This window comes from Stenotrophomonas sp. LST15-1-1.1, assembly GCF_040815575.1.
Lineage (GTDB): Bacteria > Pseudomonadota > Gammaproteobacteria > Xanthomonadales > Xanthomonadaceae > Stenotrophomonas > Stenotrophomonas lactitubi_B.
Window position 1 is genome coordinate 299,150 of record NZ_JBFPNJ010000012.1, and the last position, 20,869, is coordinate 320,018.

A 20,869-nucleotide genomic window follows, 5' to 3' on the forward strand; every position below is an offset into this window, starting at 1 on the left:
GTTCCCCTGAAAAGAAGTCTTACCGCATGTCGCGTTGGCGTCCCCCTGCAGAAAAAAGCACCGCACTGATTACCGCCGCCGGCCATGCACGCTTGAAAGCCGAGCTTGATGAGCTGTGGCGTGTGCGTCGACCCGAGGTGGTCAAGGCGCTTGCCGCCGCCGCGGCCGAAGGCGACCGCTCGGAGAATGCCGAATACACCTACCGCAAAAAGCAGCTGGGCGAGATCGATCGTCGCGTGCGCTACCTGACCAAGCGCCTGGAATCACTGCGCGTGGTCGACACCACGCCGACCGATCCGCAAGCGGTGTTCTTCGGCGCGTGGGTGGAGCTGGAGAACGTGGACAGCGGGCAGACCAGCCGCTACCGCATCGTCGGGCCGGATGAGACCGATGCAGGGCTGGGCTGGATCAGCATCGATTCGCCGTTGGCACGGGCCTTGTTGAAGAAGCGCCTGGATGATGAGTTTTCGGTGGAACTGCCCAGTGGTCATCACACCTTTGCGGTGATCGATGTCGAGTACGAGACTGCGGCCAAGGGCTGAGCCTCTGGCGGGCAGCGACGCTCAGCCTCGCATGGGCCCGGTTCTACGGCAGCGGTAGCGGCGGCGGGTAACGACGCCCTTCGCGCAGTGGGCGGAAGTAATGGTCGTTCGCGTAGAAGGCTGGCGTCTGACCGGTGTGCCAGCCCGGAATGCCCGCCAATGGCAGCGGGCGCAGCTGCAAGGGGTCGAGCAGCACCCTCCCCTCGTCGATGGCCTGCGCGATCGCGTCGATGCAGCCCGCATCGTCATCGCCTTGCAGCACGATGCATTTACCCACCAGCAGCCGGCCCGGCAGCAGCGCCTGCTCCATCAAGGCGTGACCAAATACAGCGGCAATGCCGATCCGCCCTGACTGCCAGTGGATCGGTTCGAACAACGCGCGCCAATCGTGAGCATCCCAGGCTGCCAGCAACGCCGGGTCACGCACCCGCACCACCACGCCGGTTTCATCGAACTGGGTCAGCGCGGCCTGCGCGCGGTTGCGCTGTCCGGCGGCCATGCGCTCGATGTGCCGGCATTGCTGCGTGTTGAGTGCACGCTTGATCGGCAGGTAGCACGCCCAGGCCAGGGCATTGAACAGGTCGTGCCAGTTGCCCGCGCGGGTTGCGATGCGCCCTTCGGCGATGCGCGTTTCGTAGTGCAGGCCATCGGCCAGCAGCGCCGTATCCTGTTCAACAAGGCGCTTGCCCGGCAGCGCCAGGCGCTCGTCCAGGTCGACCACGCGTGGCCAGTCCGCTGCGGTCAGCAGATCAGCAAATTCGGCGATACCGGCAAACAGCGGATGATCGAATGCAGACCGATCCACCGCCGCCCGCAGCGGTGGCACGAAGCGGCGGGAGCCGCCATCAGCAGCCTGCGCCCCGGTCACAGCACCTTGAGGTCGAAGGCCGGGCGCGTGGTCGGCGGCAGTGCATCACCGTAGAGGTCGTGCTCGTCGCTCTCGGTGATTTCCACGTCGACGAACTCACCCACGCGCAGCGCCACCTGGTCGGCGTTCTGGATATGCACCAGTCCATCGATCTCCGGCGCGTCCGCCTTGGAACGGGCCACGGCGATATCGCCTTCGATGGCATCGACCAGGCACTGCTGCACCGTGCCGATCTTGGCTTCCAGGCGCGAGGCCGAAATCTGCGCCTGCTTTTCCATGAAGCGCGCCAGTCGTTCCTGCTTCACTTCTTCCGGCACCGGGTCCGGCAGGTTGTTGGCCGTAGCGCCCTCGACGGGCGAGTAGGCGAACGCACCCACGCGGTCCAGCTGCGCTTCGTCGAGGAAGGAAAGCAGTTCTTCGAACTCGGCCTCGGTCTCGCCCGGGAAACCGACGATGAAGGTGGAACGCACGGTGATGTCCGGCGCGATGCGGCGCCAGTTCTGCACGCGTTCCAGGGTCTTCTCGACCGCGCCGGGGCGCTTCATCAGGCGCAGGATGCGCGGGCTGGCGTGCTGGAACGGAATGTCCAGGTACGGCAGGATGCGGTTCTCGGCCATCAGCGGCACCACGTCATCGACGTGCGGATACGGATAGACGTAGTGCATGCGCACCCACGCATCCAGCTCGGACAAACCTTCGCACAGTGCCTTCAGGCGGGTCTGGTAGGCCTTGTCGCGCCACATCTTCTCGGCGTACTTCACATCCACGCCGTAGGCCGAGGTGTCCTGCGAAACCACCAGCAGTTCGCGCACGCCGCCACGCACCAGGCGCTCGGCTTCGCGCAGCACCTCGTCCACTGGACGCGAGACCAGCTTGCCGCGCATCGACGGGATGATGCAGAAGCTGCAATGGTGGTTGCAGCCTTCGGAAATCTTCAGGTAGGCGTAGTGACGCGGGGTCAGCTTGATGCCGTAGTCCGGCACCAGATCCACGAACGGGTCGTGCTTGGGCGGCAGCGCCGCGTGCACGGCTTCCATCACGCTCTGGTAATCCTGCGGCCCGGACACCGCCAGCACGTTCGGATACGCCTCACGGATCTGCTCCGGGCGCTTGCCCAGGCAGCCGGTGACGATGACCTTGCCGTTCTGGTTCATCGCCTCGCCGATGGCATCCAGCGATTCGGTCACAGCCGAATCGATGAAGCCACAGGTGTTGACCACCACCACGTCGGCTGAATCGTAGGACGGGACGATGTCGTAGCCTTCCGACCGCAGCTGGGTGAGGATGCGCTCGGAATCGACAAGGGCCTTCGGGCAGCCAAGGCTGACGAAGCCGACTTTGGGGTTCAGCTGGGACATGGAATCGCGGGACTCTGGGGGCCTGGGCCCCTGCCGGCATGGCAGGGGGACCTGGGGGCCGGGGCCTGAAAGGGCGCCAGTATACCGGGGTTGGGGGGCGGCCTCTGAATCGTGTGAGCCGCCCGATCCCGCACAGCCGCTGACATCGCGCTAACCCGCCCAGCACCGACAATGCGGGCCTGTCCCCTGCAACGAGGTACCCCCGATGTCCGAATGGATCACCCTGGATACGCATCATGGCCCGGTCCGCGCCTGGCAGGCCCTGCCCGAAGGCACCCCGCGTGGTGGCCTGGTGGTGGTGCAGGAGATCTTCGGCGCCAACCCGCACATCCGCAGCGTGGCCGAACGTTTCGCGGCCGAGGGCTACGCGGTGCTGGCACCGTCATTCTTCGACCTGGTGGACGGCCCCGAGGCCGATCCGGATGCGCTGCCCTATACCCCTGAAGGCGTGAAGGATGGCCTGCAACGGGTCACCGCGCTGGGCATGGAAAAGGCGCTGGAAGTGGTCCGCGCCGCCGCCACCCGGCTCGCCCCGCACGGCAAGGTGGGCACGGTCGGCTACTGCTGGGGCGGCAGCGTCGCCCTGCTGTCGGCGCTGCGCCTGGGCCTGCCCTCGGTGAGCTACTACGGCGCGCGCAACGTGCAGTTCCTGGATGAAACACCGAAGGCCGCGGTGATGTTCCACTTCGGCGCGCAGGACAAGAGCATCCCGCCGGAGGCGATCCAGGCCCACCGCGAGAAGCTGCCGCAGATGGCGACCTACGTCTATCCGGCCGACCATGCCTTCAACCGCGAGGTCGGACATGCGTATGATCCAGACAGCGCCGCCCTGGCGCTGCAACGCACCCTGGACTTCTTCTCGGAGCATCTTGGATGAGCGATTTCGAACTCGATTCACGCCTGGCCACCGATAGCGTGCTGGTGGCCGAAGGCCCGTTGTCGCAAGTGCGACTGATGAACGACGAACGATTCCCTTGGCTGGTCCTGGTGCCGCGCCTGGCCGGGGTGACCGAGTGGATCGAGCTGGACGGCGAGCAGCAGGACAAGCTGCGCACCGAGCTCAACCGCGCCTGCAAGGCGCTGCACGGTTCGGACGGAGTGGAGAAGATCAACATCGGCGCGCTGGGCAACATCGTGCGCCAGCTGCATTTCCACGTGATCGGCCGCCACGACGGCGATCCGGCATGGCCGGGACCGGTCTGGGGCAGCGGCCCGGCGCACCGTTATGAACCGGCTGCACTGGACCAGCATGTCGCCTACTGGAAGGAACGGCTAGGATATCCGGCCCATTCCTGAGTCAGTGCCGACCCGATGCGATTCAATATCGTCGCCGCCATCCTGCTGATCCTGATCGGCCTGTTCATGCTGGCCAGCAACCTGGGCTGGACCAACCTGAACCTGTCGCGCCTGCTGCTGACCTGGTGGCCGCTGGGCCTGGTGGCCGTGGGCATCGCGATCCTGTTCGGTCGCGGCAAATAAGCAAAGGCGGCGCATGCGCCGCCTTCGTGATCACGCAGACCGCCGGGCATCGCCCGGCGCCACCATCAGGTGCGCGGCAGGGTCACGCCGGTCTGGCCCTGGTACTTGCCGCCGCGGTCCTTGTACGAGGTCTCGCACACTTCATCGGACTGGAAGAACAGCATCTGCGCCACGCCTTCGTTGGCGTAGATGCGCGCCGGCAGCGGCGTGGTGTTGCTGAATTCCAGGGTCACGTGGCCTTCCCACTCCGGTTCCAGCGGGGTCACGTTGACGATGATGCCGCAGCGCGCATAGGTGCTCTTGCCCAGGCACACCACCAGGGTGTCGCGCGGAATGCGGAAATACTCGACCGTGCGCGCCAGTGCGAAGCTGTTCGGCGGAATGATGCACTCGTCACCGACGATGTCGACGAAGCTGCCCGGATCGAAATGCTTGGGGTCGACGATCGTCGAGTTGATGTTGGTGAACACCTTGAACTCGCGCGAGCAGCGCACGTCGTAGCCGTAGCTGGAGGTGCCGTAGCTGACGATGCGCTCGCCGTTGACCTGCTTGACCTGCCCGGCCTCGTACGGCTCGATCATGCCGTGCTGTTGGGACATCTGGCGGATCCAACGGTCACTCTTGATGCTCATGCTCTGTCCTGGGTGCAAGGGGGCGCGAGGATTCTAACAGGGGGCCGGGCGTCGCCGCCGCAGCCCCGCCAGCGGGCCCTTACAGCAGCGAGGACAGGATCGGGATCGAGGCGCGCGGGCGCTTGCCCACCTCCTCGACCAGACGCTGGGCAGCACGATGGTAGGCCTGGGCCGCCGCCGAATCCGGCTGCGCGGCGGTGATCGGGGTGCCGGCATCGCCCTGCTCGCGGATGCCGATCTGCAGCGGCAACGACCCCAGCAGCGGGACGCCGTACTGCGCGGCCATGCGCTCGCCCCCACCCTCGCCGAACAGATGCTCCACGTGCCCGCAGTTGCTGCAGGTATGCACGGCCATGTTCTCGACCACGCCCAGCACCGGCACCTCGACCTTCTCGAACATCTTCAGCGCCTTCTTCGCATCCAGCGTGGCGATGTCCTGCGGCGTGGTGACGATCACCGCACCGGCCAGCGGAATCTTCTGCACCAGCGTCAGCTGGATGTCGCCGGTACCCGGCGGCAGGTCGATCAGCAGGTAGTCCAGGTCGTCCCACAGCGTGTCTTCGAACAGCTGGGTCAGCGCCGCCGTCGCGCGCGGTGCGCGCATGATCAGCGGTGTTTCGTCCTCGACCAGATAGCCGATCGACATGGTGTCCACGCCGAAGGCACGCATCGGCTCGATGCTCTTGTTGTCCGGGCTTTCCGGGCGACCGGACAGGCCGAGCATCGCCGGCACGCTGGGGCCATAGATATCCGCGTCAAGCACACCGACGCGCGCGCCCAGCTGCTGCAGGGCGACGGCAAGATTGACTGCCGTGGTCGACTTGCCCACCCCACCCTTTCCCGAGCCCACCGCGATCACGTTGCGGATGCGCGCATGCGGCGCCAGTCCCTTCTGCACCTGGCTGGCATGCGGACGACGGGAAGAACTGTTCACTGCGGACTCCGGGTGAATCGATAAGAAGAACCCAACATCATACTAGCTGGACGTACGCTGACTGAAATTCAGGATTGCTACAGATTCGTGCACAGATTGTTAAGTTCATGTTACGTTCGCTGAGCACTGGTTTTGGGCTCCGCGGCTGGTTGTTGCAGCACGCACGATGGCGCATGCGCAGTGCCGTACTCGTATTTGCTCTTTGAACGGAACTACATGAAAGACCTTCGCAATTCCGCACGTCGCAACACCCTCGCTGTCGCCTTGATCTCCGCCCTGGTTGCCGCCTCGCCGGCAATGGCCCAGGACAAGGCCACCAACCTGGACAAGATCACCGTCACCGGTTCGCTGATCCCGCAGACCCAGGTTGAAACCCAGACCCCGGTGATGTCGATCTCCGCCGAAGACATCCAGACCCGCGGCTTCAGCAGCGTTGCTGAAGTGCTGCAGCAGTCCTCGCTGACCACCGGCGGCCTGCAGGGCGGCCAGACCTCGGGCGCCTTCACCCAGGGTGCCGAAGCGGCCGGCATGTTCGGCCTGAACCCGGGCTACACCAAGTACCTGATCAACGGCCGCCCGATGCTTTCGTATCCGGCGCTGTACAACGGTAGCGAAACCTTCAACAACATCAGCGGCATTCCGATCGACATCGTCGAGCGCATCGAAGTGCTGCCGGGCGGCCAGTCCTCGCTGTACGGCTCGGACGCGATCGCCGGCGTGGTCAACATCATCCTGAAGGAGCGCATGGACGGCGGCACCGTGACCGTCCGTGGCGGCACCTACACCGAGGGTGGCGGCAACAACATCCGCTTCAGCGCCGCCAAGGGCTTCAACGCCTTCGATGACCGCTTCCATGCCCTGGTCAACGTGCAGCTGGAAAACAGCAGCCCGATCTGGGGTTTCCAGCGCGACATCACCAAGCAGACCAATCCGGTTGGCTACACCGCGCAGCTGCCGTCCAACGACTTTGCCGTGATCGGCAACTCGGACAACAAGCTGTACATGATGGACCCGACCCGCTGCGGCAACGTGGCTGGCCTGTATGACGGCACCACCACCGTCGGCAAGCGCGCCTCCGGCGAGTCCTGCGGTTCGGTGTACAGCGCCGGCTACAAGACCCTGAAGAACGGCAAGGACAGCGGCCAGTTCTACTCGTCGATGACCTTCGACGTGAACGACAACTTCCAGCTGTTCGCCGACGTGCTGTACAGCAAGGAAAAGACCGAGTTCACCTCCGGCTCCAGCGCCCTGTGGTGGGGCACCAAGTCGGTCATGGGCGGTTTCTACGACCAGGGCCTGGGCAAGGTCGTCAACCTGCAGCGTGCGTTCGCACCGGAAGAAATCGGCCCGGGCCACTACGACAACATCCTGAACTCCGATGAGAGCCGTTCCTACCAGGTCACCCTGGGCGGCAAGGGCATGGTCGGCGACTGGGACTACAGCGCCAGCTTCACCCGCGGTGAGTACCGTCTGGACCAGAACCGCTTCGTGCGCTGGAAGGACAAGATCGAGAACTTCTTCGGCGAGACCGTGCTGGGCCCGCGCCTGGGCACCAGCGCTGGTGGCTTCGGCATCTACAACCCGAACTACGCCGCGTTCTACTCGCCGATCACCCCGGACCAGTTCGCCAGCTTCACCGGCTACGGTACCCACCGCAGCAAGACCTGGCAGAACCTGGCCCGTGCACAGGTGACCAACGGTTCGCTGTTCCAGCTGCCGGGCGGCGACGCCGGCCTGGCCGTCGTCATCGAGGGCGGCAGCGAAGGTTGGGATTACTCGCCGGACCAGGCGTTCATCGATGGCAACGTGTGGGGCACCACGGCCGTGGCCGGCGCAGGCCATCGCAGCAATTACGCGGTGACCAGCGAACTGCGCATGCCGGTGCTGGAAACCCTGACCGTCAGCGCCTCGGGCCGTTATGACGCGTTCAAGATCGGCGACGGCACCGTCGACAAGGCTACCTACAGCATCGGTCTGGAATTCCGTCCGATCGAAAGCCTGCTGTTCCGCGGCAAGTACGGCACCGCCTTCCGCGCGCCGACCCTGTCCGATGCCTACCAGGGCATGAGCGGTTCCTACGCTTCGGGCCAGAACGACTACTACCGCTGCAGCCAGATGGGCTACGCCCTGCGCGACGAAGCCTGCTCGTTCTACAAGACCACCTCGGTGTACAGCGAAAAGTCCGGCAACCCGGAACTGAAGCCGATCACCGCCGACGTGTGGAGCGCAGGCGTGGTGTGGGCGCCGATCAGCAACTTCTCGCTGTCGGCCGACTACTACAACTGGAAGATCAAGAACGAGGTCAAGACCCTCAGCACCGACCAGCTGCTGCTGGCCGAGTACCAGTGCCACAACGGTCTGCCGAACAACACCTCGGCCAGCTGCCAGAACGTGACCGACTGGGTGACCCGCGATGCCGGCGGCAACCTGACCCGCGTGTACACGCCCAAGCTCAACGTTGCCAGCCAGAACCTGGAAGCGGTGACGGTCAGCGCCAAGTACCTGCAGGACATGGGCCGCTTCGGTTCGCTGCAGTTCTCGGGCAACTACACCAACATGCTGAAGCGTGAAGTGACCCCGCTGCCGGGTGCACAGAAGCTGGATCTGCTGAGCGATCCGTACAACATGTGGTACTACGACAACTTCGCCAAGGTCCGCGGCGATCTGTCGGTAGGCTGGAACATCGGCAAGTTCACCACCACCGTGTATGCCAACTACGTCGGCAGCACCCCGAACTACCTGGCCTACACCGGCCGCAGCTATGACTACGTCCACTCCTCTGGCGCCAAGGCCGGCAAGTGGGGCTCGTACACCACGTACAACATGAGCCTGAACTACCAGGCGCAGGATGATCTGACCCTGTCGCTGATGGTCAACAACGTGTTCAACAAGCTGCCGGAAGGCCAGCGCTACAACTACCCGGGCAACGAGGCAGCACCGTTCAACGATGGCTTCTACAGCGTCTACGGCCGCCAGATCTCGGCCCAGGTCAAGTACGACTTCGGCAAGTAATCCCGTCGTTTTCCGGGTTTGATTCCGGACCAGGCCCCGCTTCGGCGGGGCCTTTTTTTTTGGCCTGGATACGCCGCGCCGAACGCAGCAATGCCCCAATTGTTAATCAATGAATATTTATACAACATTCATTCCGCCAAACTCGGCAAAGCCACAAAAGTTCAGCAACACATTGTTTTCAAAGACATTCTGATTAACCTCAAATTCCGCATCAAGAAGACGTTACAAGGCCGCGCAAATCAGGTTAAGCGTGTGTTACGTTCGAAAAACGCCGCCTTTCTTCGTCTACAGGCTGCTGAACAATCCATGAGTTCCCAGGAAAGGGAAACGCGTCTCTCACGACCACACGGAGTACCGCATGTCTCGCAATGGCTTCCCGCGTCACCCGCTCACCCGCGCCGTCCTCAGCGGCCTGATCCTGGCCAGCAGCAGCGCGATCGCGCTCGCCCAGGACAACACGCCCACCGATCTCGGACGCGTGACCGTCACCGGCTCGCTGATCCCGCAGACGCAGATCGAAAACCACACGCCGGTCCTGACCGTCACCGCCGAGGACATCCAGACCCGCGGCTTCACCAGCGTGGCCGAGGTGCTGCAGCAGAATTCGCTGACCACCGGCGGCCTGCAGGGTGGCCAGACCTCGGCATCTTTCACCCAGGGCGCTGAAGCCTCGGGCATGTTCGGCCTCAGCCCGAGCTACACCAAGTACCTGATCAACGGACGGCCGATGCTGTCCTACCCTGCCCTCTACAACGGCAGCGACACCTTCAACAATCTCAGCGGCATCCCGATCGACATCGTCGAGCGCATCGAGATCCTGCCCGGCGGCCAGTCGTCGCTGTACGGCTCGGACGCGATTGCCGGTGTGGTCAACATCATCCTGAAGGACCGCATGGATGGCGGCGTGCTGAACGTGCGCGGCGGCGGTTACACCGAGGGCGGCGGCAACGATTTCCGCGTCAGTGGCGCGCATGGTTTCAACGCCTTCGATGACCGCTTCCACGCGCTGGTCAACGTGCAGTACGAGAAGAGCAGCCCGATCTGGGGCTACCAGCGCGACCTGACCAAGCAGAACAACACCCGGGGCTATACGCCGCAGGTTCCGACCAACGACTTCCTGGTCTACCTGCCGGACCAGCAGAATGCTTACGTGATGATGGACCCGAGCCGCTGCGCCAACGTGGCTGGCCAGTTCGGCGGCACCACCGTACTGGGCACGCGTGCGGTCGGTGAATCCTGCGGCTCGCCCTTCAGTGCTGGCTACAAGACGCTGAAGAACGGCAAGGAAAGCAGCCAGATCTATTCGTCGATGTCCTTCGACGTCAACGACAACTTCCAGCTGTTCGCCGACGCGCTCTACAGCCTGGAAGAGGTCCAGTACAACGCCGGTTCGGGCTATGCCTTCTGGGGCAGTGATGTCGGCTTCGGTGCGTTCGTCGACCAGGCCAGTGGCGAATACATGAACCTGCAGCGCGCGTTCGCGCCAGAGGACATCAGCGCCGCCGGCTACCGCGACATCATGAGCACCGATCGCAACAAGGCCTACCAGGTCACCCTCGGCGGTCGCGGCAACGTCGGCAACTGGGACTACAGCGCCAGCTTCAGCCGCGGCGAGTACAAGCTGACCGAACGCAGTTTCGCGCGCTGGGCCAACGAGATCGACAGCTACTTCGAAGATCGTGTGCTGGGTCCGGTACTGGGCGTCACCGACGACGGTTACAACATCTACAACCCGAACTGGGGCGCGTTCTACTCGCCGCTGCCGGCGGGTGATTTCCAGACCTTCACCGGTTTCACCTACAACAAGAGCCGCACCTGGCAGAACCTGGGCCGCGCGCAGATCACCAATGGCTCGCTGTTCAAGCTGCCCGGTGGCGATGCGGGCCTGGCCGTGGTGGCCGAAGCCGGCAGCGAAGGCTGGTCGTACGCCCCCGACCAGCGGTTGCTGGACGGTAGCGTGTGGGGCACCACCTCGGTGGCCGGTGCCGGCCATCGCAGCAACTACGCGCTGACCAGCGAGCTGCGCATGCCGCTGCTGGAGTCGCTGACCGTGACCGCCTCGGGCCGCTACGACGCGTTCAAGATCGCCGACAAGACCGTCGACAAATCGACCTACAGCATCGGCGTGGAATTCCGCCCGATCGAAAGCCTGCTGTTCCGCGGCAAGTACGGCACCGCCTTCCGTGCGCCCAGCCTGTCCGACGCCTTCCAGGGCCGCAGCGGCTACTACGCCAACAGTTCGGTCGACTACTACCGCTGTGGCCAGCTTGGCTTCAACCCCAGCGACACGGTTGGCTGCCCGTATGCCAACGAGTCGGTGTTCGGTGAACAGTCCGGCAACCCCGATCTGGAAGCGATCACCGCCGACGTCTGGAACGCCGGTATCGTGTGGGCGCCCATCAACAACCTGTCGGTGTCGGTGGACTACTACAACTGGAAGATCAAGAACGAGGTCAACACCCTCAGCTCCGACCAGTTGCTGCTGGCCGAGTACTACTGCCGCAACGGCCAGACCAACAACACCTCGGCCAGCTGCCAGAACGTGAGCGACTGGATCACCCGTGACGGCACCGGCAAGCTGGAGCAGATCTACACGCCGAAGATGAACATCGCCAGCCAGAACCTGCAGGCGGTGACGGCCAGCTTCAAGTACGTGCAAGACATCGGCCGCTTCGGTGCGCTGCAGTTCTCCAGCAACTACACCAACATGATCAAGCGCGAACTGCAGCCGCAGCCGGGCGACGATTACCTGGACCTGCTGCGTGACCCGTACGCGATGTGGAATTACGACCAGTACGCCAAGGTGCGTGCCGATGGTGCGGTGGGCTGGGCGAAGGACAAGTGGACCACCACCCTGTACTTCAACTACATCGGCAAGACGCCCAACCGCATGGCGTACCTGGGCAAGGGCTATGACTACGTGCATCCGTCTGGGTATGAGGCCGGCAAGTGGGGCTCGTACACCACCTACAACCTGAGCGTGAATTACCAGGCGATGGACAACCTGACGCTGTCGATGATGGTCAACAACGTGTTCAACAAGATGCCCGACGGCCAGGCCCACAGCTACGCCGGCAACATCGGCGCGCCGTACAACAGCAGCATCTACAACCCGTACGGCCGTGCGGTCTACGTGCAGGCCAAGTACGAGTTCGGCAAGAAGTAAGCGCCGGCCCCGTGCATGCCAGGAGACCCCGCTTCGGCGGGGTCTCTTCGTCTGGGGTGCCACCGGCGATGGCCTTTTCACGCCGAGTTGACGGAATGCCGGGCTTCGTTCATCTTCAGGTCATGTTGCCGTGCTTTGCCACAAGGAACCCCTGATGATGCAACCCCGTTACAAGTCCGCCCGTCTGGGTACCGCCGCCACGCTGCTGCTGGGACTGTGCATCGGCAACGCCGCTGCCGCGCCACTGCCCGCAGAGGATTTCGCCAGGATTCCCGCACTGCAGTCGGTCACGATGAGTGCCGACGGCAAGCAGCTGGTCGCCATCATCGCCGCCCCCGGCAGCAACAATGCCGATACCGCACTGGCCAACTGGAACCTGGACAACCTCGCCGCCGGCCCGGTGGCCATCACGCCGTCCGGCGATCGAATGAAGTTCATCGCTGCCAGCGCCCTCAAGGCCGGGCGCAACCTGGTCATCAGCCGCCAGGAGTGGACCGGCAAGCTGGGCGGCTGCGGCGAAGGCAACAGTACCGGCGCCACCAAGACCTTCCTGACCAAGGCCTACCTGACCGATGCCAGCCAGGCGAAGTTCGACGAGGCCTTTGCCAGCAATACGCGAACCCTGGGCGTCAGCGCCGATACCCTGCGCTGCCTGGAACTGGCCGGTACCGCGTCGCTGGTGCACCTGCTGCCGCTGGACCCGGACCGGGTCATCATCAGCCAGCTCAATGAAGCCACCCTGCAGGCCAACTACTACCGCTTCAACCTACGCACCGGCCAGACCGAACTGCTGTTCAAGGGCAGCTCGCGCACAACCCCGGGCCTGTTCCACCCGCGCACCGGCGAAGTGGTGACCCAGACCCAGATCGAATCCAGCGGCTCGGACGATTTCGAACAGCGCGTGCTGATCAAGAACAGCGCCGGCCAGTTCGAGGTACATGCGCCGCTGACCACCAAGCTGAGCGAACGCTTCACGGTGGACGTGGTCGGCATCGATGATGACAGCGGCAAACTATATGTACTGACCGACCAGTTTTCCGATCTGGTACAGGCCCGCCTGTATGACCCGATCAGGAAGGAGTTCGACAAGGAGCCGCTGGCGGCCCACCCGACCTTCTCCATCAGCTCGCTGATCCTCGGCACGCGCAAGAGCAACTTCAACCAGGTGCTGGGCTTCTACATCGACGGTCCGCAGCGCCAGGCGATCTATGTCGATCCGCAGATGAAGGGCCTTCAGGAAGGCCTGCAGAAGGCCTATCCGGGCCTGACCGTCTACATCACCGGCTACAACGACGACCTGTCGCGGGTGTTGTTCACCACGGAAAGCAACCGCAACCCGAAGAGCTATTACATCCTGGCCGACCGCAAGGACGTGATGCCGCTGGGCAGCGAACGCCCCTGGGTGGATAGCAAGCAGATCGGCGAGCAGCGCTGGGTGACCTACACCGCTCGCGATGGCCAGCAGATCCCGGCGATCCTCGACCTGCCGGCCGGTTGGAAGCAGGGCGACGGCCCACTGCCGGCGCTGGTGCATCCGCATGGCGGGCCGTGGGCGCGCGACTACGCAGGCTGGGACGTGTCCGGCTGGGTGCCCTTCTTCACCTCGCGCGGTTATGCCGTGCTGCGACCGCAGTATCGCGGCAGCTCCGGCCTGGGCCGCAAGCTGTGGCTGGCCGGCGATGGCGAGTGGGGCCAGAAGATGCAGGATGACAAGGACGATGGTGCTGCCTGGCTGGTGTCGCAGGGCATCGCGGCGAAGGATCGCATCGCAATCTTCGGCTACTCCTACGGCGGCTTTGCCGCGGCGGCAGCCACCGTACGCAGCCCATCGCCGTACCAGTGCGCCATCGCCGGTGCACCGGTCACCGACCTGGGCCGGCTGGGCACGTCCTGGAGCCAGAACCGCCTGCAGCGCATCCTGCAGGGCCGCACGGTGAAGGGCATGGACCCGATGCAGAACACGGCCAAGGCCACCATCCCGCTGCTGACCTTCGTCGGCGACCGCGATGTACGCACGCCGGCGTTCCACGCCCGCAATTTCTACTCCGCCGTGCAGGGCAAGGTGCCGGCCAGGTTCGAACTGATCCCGGACATGCCTCACAGCATGCCGTGGTACCCGCGCCACTTCCAGACGACCCTCACCCTGATGGCCGACTACCTGGCAAAGGACTGCGGGCCGGGCGGCCTGTAACCCCAGCAGAGGGGCCCCGATCAACAACCCTGCCGGCTTAACCGGCGGGGTTTTTTAATGCCCGGATTCCTGAATTTCCCCTTAGCAACAACAAGTTACGGAATCGATCCATTCATGTTGCATTTACTTTACGCGGCACATACACTCCATTAACCGAAGCATAACAAGTGGGGATCACAACGAAATGCGCAACGCCAACCGCCACATCAAGCCAAGCCGCGTACCGCTGACTCTCGCTGTGCTGGCCTGTCTCCAGGTCGCACCGGCAATGGCCCAGGAGACCACCCAGCAGGAAGCAAAGGCGTCAAGCGCTTCTTCCTCCACCCAGCGTGCAACCGACCTTGACAAGATCACCGTCACCGGCTCCCTGATCCGCCGCGCGGACTATGAGACCACCTCGCCGGTGTTCACCATCAACGCCGAGACCAACGCCAAGCAGGGCCAGGTCAACGTCGCCGAGTTCCTGCAGAAGTCGGCCATCGGTTCGGCTGAAACGCAGATCACCCACCAGTTCGGCGGCTTCGTCGTCGACGGCGGCACCGGCGTGCAGACCGTGTCGCTGCGCGGCCTGGGCGCCAACCGCACCCTGGTGCTGCTGGACGGCCAGCGTCCGGGCCCGGCCGGTACCCGTGGTGCCGTCGGCGCCTTCGACCTGAACGTCATTCCGACCGCCATCCTGCAGCGCGCCGAGATCGTGAAGGACGGCTCGTCCTCCATCTACGGCTCCGACGCAGTCGCTGGCGTGGTCAACCTGATCACCAAGAAGAACATCGAGCGTCCGGAGCTGACCGTCACCGGCCGCGTACCGACCGAGGGCGGTGGCGAGGTATTTGCTGCATCGCTGGCCAACGGCTGGAACTTCGACAACGGCAGCATCGTGGCCGCCGCCGAGTGGTATCGCCACAATGCGCTGACCCGCAATGACCGCGACTACCTGAACTGCAGCAACGACCTCATCAAGGATGCCGACGGCAACCGCATCGACCGTCAGGATCGTTCGATCACTGCCGGCACGGATCTGGCGAACTGCAACAACCTGCTGCACAACGTCGTCGACGTCGGTGCCATCCGTTATGTGCCTTCGCCGGAAGGCAATACCATCGGCCCGCTGCCCGGCTATCGTCCGCGTACCACCCGCACCTATGCCGGTGGCCGCGATGCGATCTACGATGAACCGCTGAACTTCGCCCGCTTCGGCGAAGAGCAGATCATCAACCAGCAGGAACGCAAGAGCGTTTACGTCGCCACCGACTTCGCGTTCGACTCGATCAACTGGAAGACCCAGTTCCTGTTCAACCGTCGTGAAACCGAAACCTTCCGCTGGCGCCAGTTCTTCCCGCGCATCCAGGCACCGGCGGGTTCCGGCTTCACCGGCGTCATCCGTCCGATCATGCCGTTCAAGTCGCAGCAGGACGTGACCGTCGACTACTTCTACGGCGCCACCAAGCTGGACGGCCTGTTCAAGGGGACCGACACCTGGGCGTGGGAAGTCAATGCGAACTTCAGCCACTCCAAGGGCAAGTACGGCAACCTGGGCATCCAGGCCTCCAAGACCGGTGACGTCGACTACACCGACAACGCACCGACCCTGAACTACCTTGATCCGGGTTACCTCAGCGGGGCGAAGGTCGATGAACTGACCAATCTGCTCGGCGTGTGGGACTGGGGCAAGACCATCTACAAGCAGGCCACGATCAATGCGATCGTCAGCGGCGATCTGTTCGAGCTGCCGGCAGGCGCCGTCGGCGTGGCCGCCGGCCTGGAATACCGCTACTACTCGATCAACGATCAGCCGGGTGAACTGTCCAAGGCACAGGACCTGTGGGGTTCAAGCTCGGCGAACGTCACCAAGGGCGATGACCGCGTGAAGGAAGCGTTCGTCGAGTTCGACGTGCCGCTGCTGAAGGGTCTGCCGGCGATCGAATCGCTCAGCCTGAATGCTTCGGGCCGTGCGTTCCAGTATGACTCGGTGGATGGCACCGACGAGGTCTGGAAGGTGGGTCTGAACTGGCAGGTCATTCCGTCGCTGCGCCTGCGCGGCTCGATCGGCACCTCCTACCGCGCCCCGGGCCTGTACGAGCTGTACCTGGGCAACCAGACCGGCTTCCTCGGCCAGACCGGCATCGACCCATGCATCCGCTGGGGTGAAAGCTCCAACACCAACTACCAGACCAACTGCGCCGCCGCTGGCATCCCGGCCGACTACGCCGGCAACGGCAGCAGCGCCACGGTCTACTCTGGTGGCGGCGCTGGCCAGCTGATTCCGGAAACCTCGCGTGCCAAGACCGCCGGTATCGTGTTCACCCCGACCTTCGCCAACCTGAGCGTGGCAATCGATTACTTCGATTACCAGGTGAAGAACGAAATCGGCCAGATCACCACCGCCGACATCGTCAAGGGCTGCTACGGCGCTGCCGTGTTCCCGAACGCATTCTGCGGCCTGCTCGTGCGCAACCCGGGTACCGGTGACGAGGCATGGAACATCACCGACGTCTTCAACCAGTACGTCAACATCAACAAGCAGCGTACGCGCGGCTACGATCTGACCGCCAACTTCGACCATGACTTCTCGTTCGGCAAGTTCTCCGCCGAAACGCAGGTCACCTACACCATCGAAGATACGCAGCAGGTCTTCTCCAGCGCAGAGGAAAGCGGCCTGTCCTCGAACGAACTGCTGGGCGACATCGGCCGTCCGAAGGTCGTGGGCAACCTGGCGCTGAGCCTGACCCGCGGCGATTGGACCTTCAACTGGCTGACCACCTACATCCACAAGACCAAGGACATCGACCTGGATCCGGTGTTCATCTACCAGGGCCGTGCGAACTCCTACCGTGACATCACGGTCGATTCGCGCACCTACCACACCGCGTCGGTCAGCTACTCGCAGGCCGATTGGGAAATCCTGGTGGGCGTCAGCAACATCTTCGACAAGACCCCGCCGCTGATCTCCACCGGCGTGAGCGATGCGCGCTACGGCAACATCGCCGCATTCGCCACCCAGTACGACCTGTACGGCCGCACCCCGTTCGTGCGTCTGAAGTACAAGTTCTGATCAGGCAGTAACCGCAGTACCCGGGAAAGGGCGGCGCAAGCCGCCCTTTCCTTTTGCGGGGCTGCACCACTCCTCTCCTGCCTTGATCACCGGCCCGACAGCCGCCCGGCTTTGCAGTGGCCGCCAGAAGGATCAAGACAGGCAGGAAGAAAGGCATGGATGACGCTGCCTGGCATCCTCGCCGCGGCTGCTCCTGGACGCATCCGCCCTCGCCCCAGCCGCCAGATTGCGCAAAGCCGACCTTAACACCCCATTCATAAATCGAACGCAGCACGCGATCCATTCATCACAACTGAGACTAAGGCACTGTAATTGTTGCAATTTAATGATCGAAGCGCCCTTATTCCGCAAAGAAATGTGATGGAATCATGATTTTCGCGTTAAGCGCATGTTAGGTTCGATGAAGGTCAGGACGACATATGAACATCCACATAACAAACACAGGGAGGTGGTCGATCTCTTTCCACTAGGGGGATTCACCTGATGACGCATTACCGCATGCCCGGTCGCCACCCGCTGACCAACGCTCTGCTGGCCGGCCTGATGATGGCCGCCGCGGCCCCGGCCCTGGCCCAGGAGGCCAGCTCCGGCAACAACCCGATCGACCTGGACCGCGTCAGCGTGACCGGCTCGCGCATCGCGCGTACCGGCTTCGTGACCCCCTCGCCGGTCACCGCCATCACCGCCGAAGAAATCCGTGCCACCGGCGCCAACAACATCGGCGACCTGATGGCGCGCCTGCCGGCGCTGAGCCCGACCTATACGCTGGGCAACTCCACCCGCTTCATCGGCACCGCCGGCGTGGGCCTGATGGACCTGCGCGGCATGGGCACCTCGCGTACGCTGGTACTGGTCAATGGTCGCCGCCATGTCGGCGCGACCTCCGGCTCCTCGGCAGTGGACGTCAACACGATCCCGGTCGAGTGGATCGAGCGCGTTGAAGTCATCACCGGTGGCGCCTCGGCCGTGTACGGCGCCGATGCCGTGGCCGGCGTCGTCAACTTCATCATGAAGAAGTCGTTCGATGGCGCCGAAGTGCGCGCCCAGACCGGCATGGCCAGCGAAGGCGGCTTCAACCGGTCCTTCATCAGTGCCTCGGCCGGCACCGATTTCGCCAACGGCCGCGGCAACGCCGCGATCGCACTGGAATACAGCAAGCAGGACCGCTTCGTCCGCAGCGACCGCGCGATCGGCAATGAGTTCCTGGTGTCGGTGCCGAACCCCAACTACGACCCGACCAAGCCCTCCAGCGAAAGCAATCCGCAGACCGTCCTCAGCGGCCCCGGTGGCAACCACTCGATCTCCTTCGGCGGCACCTTCACGCTGGGTGCGTTCTCGCCCACCAACAAGGCGACCTGGGGCAACCGCTACCAGTTCAATCCGGACGGCACCTACCGCCCGCAGCGCTATGACGGCGTGATGCCGAGCACCACCAGCTGCGTCAACTGCGACTTCGCCGACCTTAATTCGGTTGCCGATCTGCAGCCCGGCTTCGACCGCAAGAGCGTCAACGCGGTCGTCAACTTCGACCTGACCGACAATCATCGCCTGTACTTCGAAGGCAAGTACACCGAGACCGTGTCGGACTTCCTGGCCCAGCCGTCGTTCGACCAGACCCTGCGCATCCAGCGCGACAATGCCTACGTTTCGCCGCAGCTGCGCGCCCTGATGGCCGCCAACGGCGCCAGCCAGTTGACCCTGAGCCGCTTCAACGTCGATGCCGGCCAGCGTGGCGAGCACGTGGAGCGCAACACCCAGCGCTTCGTGCTCGGCGTCGAGGGCAACCTGACCGAGAACTGGACCTACGACGTGTACGGCAACTGGGGCCAGAGCGAAGTCAAGCGCTGGAACCTCAACAACCGCATCAATGAGCGTTGGCAGGCCGGCCTGGACACCGTGGTCGATCCGTCCACCGGCCAGATCGTCTGCCGCACCACGCTGAACCCGAACGCGACCAACCCCAACAATGCCAACCGCGTGTACTCGCAGTTCGCCCGCGAAGGCTGCGTGCCGTTCTCGGTATTCGGCAATGGCGCGGTGACCCAGGCCGCACGCGACTGGATGAACGTCGATTCGTTCAACTATTCGCGCCTGCAGCAATCGGTGTTCAGCGCCTCGCTGGCCAACGCCTCGCTGTTCAGCCTGCCGGCCGGCGACGTCGGCGTGGCCGGTGGTGTGGAATATCGCCGCGAGAAGAGCCGTGAAATCACCGATCCGCTGGCAGCGCAGGGCCTGACCTTCCTCAACGCGATCCCCAACCGGATGGGCAAGTACGACGTGCGCGAAGCATTCGTCGAAGCCACCGTGCCGTTGCTGGCCGACATCCCGGGCATCTACAACCTGACCATGGACGCTGCCGGTCGCTGGTCCGATTACAGCAGCATCGGCAAGACCACTACCTGGAAGGTCGGCCTGGACTGGACCATCATCCCGTCCCTGCGTGCCCGCGGCACCCTGTCGCAGGCGGTGCGTGCGCCGAGCATCGGCGAACTGTACAACCCGCAGAGCGAGAACTTCGCCACCGTCAACGATCCCTGCAACTACCTGGCCACCAATTCCAACCGCCCCAACACCGCAGCTGATCCGGTCCTGCGCCAGGCCAACTGCTCGGCGCTGGGCGTGCCGGTGGGCTGGGTCGATACCTACACCGCAACCCGCCCGGGCGTGAGCGGCGGCAACCCGAACCTGAAGCCGGAACGCGCGCGCAGCTTCACCTATGGCCTGGTCTGGCAGCCCGATTTCCTGCAGGGCTTCGGCATGTCCGTGGACTACTGGTGGATCAGCCTGAAGGACGCCATCGGTGCCGTCTCGGCGCAGACCAACGCCACGCGTTGCGTGGACTCGCCGGGAGGCATCAACAACAGCTTCTGCGGCTTCATCGAGCGCGCACCGGTCGGTGGCAAGACCGATGCGGGCGGCCGTACCTTCCCGGAGCATTCGATCAGCCGCTGGGTTGCGCTGAACGAGAACCTGGCCCGCTCGCGCCGCGTCGGCGTCGATCTGGAAATGGACTACCGCTTCAAGCTGGCCGAGGGCGACACGGTGATCCGCCTGGTCGGTACCCGCCTGCTGCAGTCGCGTGAGTGGGCCTTCCAGGACTTCCCGAACGAGTACGACGAGAACGTCACCTGGGTGACCGACCCGCGCTGGCGCGGTTCGCTGCAGACCAAGTACTCGCTGGGTCAGTGGCGCGCGTCGTGGGACCTGAATTACGTCAGCAGCAACCTGCGCGTGCAGCCGAAGAGCTACCAGGCCAACCCGGGCCAGACCAGCCCGATCCGCAACGGCTCGTACGTCTACCACAACTTCCAGTTCGGCTACCGCTTCCCGGGCGACAAGATCGACGTCTACCTGGGCGTGGACAACGCCTTCGACAAGGATCCGCCGGTGAACTACTTCGGCTCCGACGTCGGTTCGGCGATGTACGACAACATCGGCCGCTACATGTACATGGGCGCTACCTACAAGTTCTGATCCAGCAACACATGCAGCACCCCGACAGACCCGGCTTTTGCCGGGTCTGTCTTTTTCCGGCACCGGCAAGGCCCTTGCGCCCGGCCATGACCTTCGACACCCTTGCAGTGCGGGCCGGCGGCGTATCGTTCGGCCCACGGCCGTCACCACGGCCCTTCCCT

At 64.0% G+C, this 20,869-nt stretch carries 13 protein-coding genes; 9 read left to right on the forward strand and 4 right to left on the reverse strand.

Annotation, left to right across the window (positions count from 1 at the left end):
* The first annotated feature begins 26 nt into the window (after positions 1-26).
* Complete coding sequence (greB, locus tag MRBLST15_RS09165; RefSeq protein WP_100553118.1) at positions 27-542, forward strand: transcription elongation factor GreB; 516 nt, start codon at positions 27-29, stop codon at positions 540-542.
* Between the two features lie 43 nt (positions 543-585).
* Here the strand turns inward: greB and MRBLST15_RS09170 are convergent, their stop codons facing one another.
* Complete coding sequence (locus MRBLST15_RS09170; RefSeq protein WP_367785749.1) at positions 586-1,410, reverse strand: DUF3025 domain-containing protein; 825 nt, start codon at positions 1,408-1,410, stop codon at positions 586-588.
* On the reverse strand, positions 1,407-2,768 hold the full coding sequence (rimO, locus tag MRBLST15_RS09175; RefSeq protein ID WP_025876127.1) for a 30S ribosomal protein S12 methylthiotransferase RimO: 1,362 nt from the start codon (positions 2,766-2,768) through the stop codon (positions 1,407-1,409). Before rimO ends, MRBLST15_RS09170 begins: the two co-directional genes overlap by 4 nt.
* A gap of 205 nt (positions 2,769-2,973) precedes the next feature.
* On the opposite strand from rimO, the gene MRBLST15_RS09180 reads away from it, so the two are divergent.
* Genes MRBLST15_RS09180 through MRBLST15_RS09190 form a run of 3 tightly spaced genes read left to right on the forward strand, consistent with a single transcriptional unit; the run spans position 2,974 to position 4,247 of the window.
* Complete coding sequence (locus MRBLST15_RS09180; protein WP_367785750.1) at positions 2,974-3,645, forward strand: dienelactone hydrolase family protein; 672 nt, start codon at positions 2,974-2,976, stop codon at positions 3,643-3,645.
* Positions 3,642-4,064: an HIT domain-containing protein gene (locus MRBLST15_RS09185; protein ID WP_032975033.1), complete on the forward strand. Its 423-nt coding sequence runs from the start codon at positions 3,642-3,644 to the stop codon at positions 4,062-4,064. The genes MRBLST15_RS09180 and MRBLST15_RS09185 overlap by 4 nt, the downstream gene beginning before the upstream one ends.
* 15 nt (positions 4,065-4,079) lie before the next feature.
* Positions 4,080-4,247 (forward strand): LiaI-LiaF-like domain-containing protein, encoded by a 168-nt coding sequence (locus MRBLST15_RS09190; protein WP_025876120.1) that lies wholly within the window; start codon positions 4,080-4,082, stop codon positions 4,245-4,247.
* Between the two features lie 65 nt (positions 4,248-4,312).
* Here MRBLST15_RS09190 and dcd read toward each other — a convergent pair whose 3' ends face one another.
* Both dcd and apbC read right to left on the reverse strand, forming a co-directional pair.
* The gene (gene dcd, locus MRBLST15_RS09195; RefSeq protein ID WP_367785751.1) at positions 4,313-4,879 is read right to left on the reverse strand and encodes a dCTP deaminase; all 567 of its coding nucleotides are present in this window, start codon (positions 4,877-4,879) and stop codon (positions 4,313-4,315) included.
* A gap of 79 nt (positions 4,880-4,958) precedes the next feature.
* The gene (apbC, locus tag MRBLST15_RS09200) at positions 4,959-5,813 is read right to left on the reverse strand and encodes an iron-sulfur cluster carrier protein ApbC (RefSeq protein WP_089236336.1); all 855 of its coding nucleotides are present in this window, start codon (positions 5,811-5,813) and stop codon (positions 4,959-4,961) included.
* Between the two features lie 216 nt (positions 5,814-6,029).
* Between apbC and MRBLST15_RS09205 the strand changes: the two genes are divergently transcribed.
* The 5 genes from MRBLST15_RS09205 (at position 6,030) to MRBLST15_RS09225 (ending at position 20,708) form a co-directional block, all read left to right on the forward strand.
* Complete coding sequence (locus tag MRBLST15_RS09205) at positions 6,030-8,825, forward strand: TonB-dependent receptor plug domain-containing protein (protein ID WP_312705506.1); 2,796 nt, start codon at positions 6,030-6,032, stop codon at positions 8,823-8,825.
* Positions 8,826-9,183: 358 nt separating this feature from the next.
* Complete coding sequence (locus MRBLST15_RS09210; protein WP_367785752.1) at positions 9,184-11,991, forward strand: TonB-dependent receptor domain-containing protein; 2,808 nt, start codon at positions 9,184-9,186, stop codon at positions 11,989-11,991.
* Positions 11,992-12,148: 157 nt separating this feature from the next.
* The gene (locus MRBLST15_RS09215) at positions 12,149-14,182 is read left to right on the forward strand and encodes an alpha/beta hydrolase family protein (RefSeq protein ID WP_367785842.1); all 2,034 of its coding nucleotides are present in this window, start codon (positions 12,149-12,151) and stop codon (positions 14,180-14,182) included.
* A 184-nt stretch (positions 14,183-14,366) separates the two neighbouring features.
* Complete coding sequence (locus MRBLST15_RS09220; protein WP_312705505.1) at positions 14,367-17,234, forward strand: TonB-dependent receptor domain-containing protein; 2,868 nt, start codon at positions 14,367-14,369, stop codon at positions 17,232-17,234.
* Positions 17,235-17,717: 483 nt separating this feature from the next.
* Entirely contained in the window at positions 17,718-20,708 is a 2,991-nt protein-coding gene (locus tag MRBLST15_RS09225) for a TonB-dependent receptor domain-containing protein (RefSeq protein ID WP_312705504.1), read from the forward strand.
* The last annotated feature ends 161 nt before the right edge of the window (positions 20,709-20,869 follow it).